The sequence below is a fragment of the Prevotellamassilia timonensis genome (assembly GCF_021531665.1).
In the GTDB taxonomy this organism is placed as follows: Bacteria; Bacteroidota; Bacteroidia; order Bacteroidales; family Bacteroidaceae; genus Alloprevotella.
Genome location: NZ_JADYUH010000095.1, coordinates 1 through 2818 on the forward strand (window position 1 = coordinate 1; position 2818 = coordinate 2818).

The window sequence follows — 2818 nt, forward strand, 5'->3', positions numbered from 1 at the left end:
TTTTATTAGTTATATATCGTTAATGCAACTCATTGAATTTTAGACGATTAAATGTATAATTAACTAAGTATTGATATATGGGGACGATATTTAAATATCGCTCCGATATTTAAATATCATCTGGATAATGAAATATCACATTTCAATATTGAAGAAACAGATAAGACCTAGGCCAACAATCTTGGTATATCTTTCATGTTTTGAACGAACCTGTCAATGGATAAATCTAATTGATATGTTTTTTCTGTTCCTTTGTCTTTGCATTGAATGTAGTTTCTGCGGAGCATCGTACCTATAATGTCTAAATCTTCATTTCCAGGTCTGGATGCCTCAATGAGTTGTGTTGTTATACAGAGAGATAATGTTTGTACATTTCTTTTGCTCATTTTTGCAGTGTTCATTTATGTATTTATCTCTGTAGTTTTTTATAAAATGTCCCTTTTGTGTTGTCATTTTAGCCAAGTATTCAAAATATTCAGAAAACTAAGGAATGTGATCTTACTGGTTGCAATCCTAATGTTTCCAAAAAACTCTTTGAATTTTATGAGATCGCTGGCGCAGGTCGAAAATAACGATCACCTTTGCGTCATCACCAATGATAACAAACTGAAAATATGGAAAGTAACGAAACTCAACAGGTAAAAGTCGGAGATAGAATCCGCATAATAAAAATTATTACTGTCTGCTAAACATGTTTTTGTGTCGAATAATACGGTTTTTGGCGAAAGACAAGCCCCCTCTTAAGAGGTAACAACGGCTGTCCGCTAAAAATTCTGTCTCTCACACGACATAAACCTAACCGTGAATGGCTATATTTGTTATTTTGAGGCATATTCTGTCCCTTTACAGCAACCAAAAGACTACTTGTACGTCCAGTATATCGGCTGTCCGAGAAAATAGAAGTCCCAGAAATCACCAAAGATTTTTAGCGGACACCAATAAAACGAAATCATGAAAAAGAATTATACAGTGCCCCTATCCACAGTTCTGGCATCCTATCCCGAGGAGTCCGTTCTGTTGAACACCTCCAATGCGTTGGGCAATGGAGTGCAACTTTCCAACAAGCGGGAGTATGAAGATGACAATGCTTTTGATGGCAGTCATGCCTGGAGCTCCGACTCTTGGGGCTACGAAGACGAGTAAAAAATCTCTCCGAAAAGGTGAAACATCGCAGCGGGTCGCACATGGTGTGCGACCCGCTGTCGGTTACAAAAAGAGAACTCCGGATGCAGGAGATCTCAAGATGGGACGCGGCGAGGCGTCATTTCGGGTCAGAGGGAAAGAACCGTTTGTTCCCACGCAGGGTTAATGCACCTGTTTCTCGGGTCAGTAGAAATTTAGTGGGGATAGGCATATAATTTGGAAATACGGAAGAGGAAGAATTTCTTGTCAGCTACCCCTCTAAGATTGGCTCGGAAGAGTTTAATTTTGGCATTGAAAGATTCTGCAAGCGCGTTGGAGGAACGGTTGTTGTAGAAGTTCAGTATCTCGTCATAGTGTTCGTAGAAGGTAGCAGCGATGACATTGAATGAGTGCAACCCTGCTTCTTCGACCTTGTTGTACCAACGTGCCATAGACAGGCGTGCAGCATCCTTTATCGTGTTTTTTGAAAAGATCATTCGTAGAGAATGACAAAGGCCATAGGCTGTTTTTATGTCCGGATATTCTTCAAAGAGTATTGCCGCACGTTGTTTCTGTCTGTCTGTCCATTTTTCGGCCGATTTAAAAAGCAGATAGCGCGAGCGTATCAGCAGTTCCTTGCGTGTGTCGCCATTTGGATACCTGAATGGTACATAATCCTTTCCACCCAGCTTTGCTTCCTCCATCTCATCGTTTGCCTGCTGGATGGCATCCCAACGATGCTTGATGCGCAGTTCCTGAACGGCCTCACAAGCCAGTTTCTGAATATGGAATCGGTCAATAACACGGCTGGCTTTGGGGAAGGCAATCCGCACAATCTTACGCATGGACTCAGACAAGTCAAGCGTAACTTCCTCCACGGCATTGCGTTGATGCTCATCAATACGTTGAAGCACAGATATCACGTCCTCAGACTTTGTGCCTGCAATGACTGCTATTAGGGATTGCTCTCGTGTATGTGCCTCACGGTTGGTAACGAACGTGTACAACTCGCCGTTGGACAGTGACGACTCGTCTATAGCCACTCGCGGGCCGATGTTCTCGGGGAACAGCAACCATTCATCCGCATGCTCCAATTGATCCCAATGCCGAAAATTGCTGAGTGTTTCCTTATATTGCTTTTCAAACGTATGTCCATCTATATGATAGAAATCCTCAAGCGTACGGCAGGTCACCGGGGACGTCTCCATACGTCTCTTTTAAAAAAGCTCCAAATTCTTTGGAGTAACGGGTGCCCTTGGCTACAACATCAAGGTCTATCGGTATGCTAAAACTTTTGCCAGTACGAGTGTCTGTCCATCGCCTGCGTCTTATCCTTAGGATGACCTTATGGTCTCTTATGGGAAAGTCTGTGACATTAACAGGTTCCATAAAGCCCTTTGACTCAAAATGGACGTCGTCGGACAGTTCCTTGTTCATACGCTCGTCTAAACTGATGTGAATCTCAGTTTTCGTCTGTTCTACTCCAACTATGGTAAAGTAATCCAGTATCTGGGCGGGCAACACTACACTTGCTATTGCTTTGAGAAAAACATCCTCCATGATACAAAGATAATCATAATTTCATAAACTAATTACAATCCCCACTGATTTTCTACTGAGCCTGCACGGCTCTTTCATTTAAGATTGCGTTGCATTCTCAATGAGAGGGGTATTTTTATAGTGAAAACTATGGGTG

The 2818-nt window shown here is 42.2% G+C and carries 3 protein-coding genes; 1 reads left to right on the forward strand and 2 read right to left on the reverse strand.

All coding sequences use genetic code 11. The annotated features are described in order from the left end of the window. The first annotated feature begins 951 nt into the window (after positions 1–951). Positions 952–1143 (forward strand): hypothetical protein, encoded by a 192-nt coding sequence (locus I6E40_RS10435; protein ID WP_235387169.1) that lies wholly within the window; start codon positions 952–954, stop codon positions 1141–1143. A gap of 194 nt (positions 1144–1337) precedes the next feature. Here the strand turns inward: I6E40_RS10435 and I6E40_RS10440 are convergent, their stop codons facing one another. Then, on the reverse strand, positions 1338–2330 hold the full coding sequence (locus I6E40_RS10440) for a transposase (protein ID WP_235387171.1): 993 nt from the start codon (positions 2328–2330) through the stop codon (positions 1338–1340). Then, complete coding sequence (locus tag I6E40_RS10445; RefSeq protein ID WP_235387172.1) at positions 2296–2682, reverse strand: hypothetical protein; 387 nt, start codon at positions 2680–2682, stop codon at positions 2296–2298. The genes I6E40_RS10440 and I6E40_RS10445 overlap by 35 nt, the downstream gene beginning before the upstream one ends. Positions 2683–2818 lie beyond the last annotated feature (136 nt).

Excerpts from the sequence above, each read along its gene's own strand:
- I6E40_RS10435 (WP_235387169.1), top strand. The coding sequence starts at position 952 with ATGAAAAAGAATTATACAGTGCCCCTATCCACAGTTCTGGCATCCTAT.
- I6E40_RS10440 (WP_235387171.1), bottom strand. The coding sequence starts at position 2,330 with ATGGAGACGTCCCCGGTGACCTGCCGTACGCTTGAGGATTTCTATCAT.
- I6E40_RS10445 (WP_235387172.1), bottom strand. The coding sequence starts at position 2,682 with ATGGAGGATGTTTTTCTCAAAGCAATAGCAAGTGTAGTGTTGCCCGCC.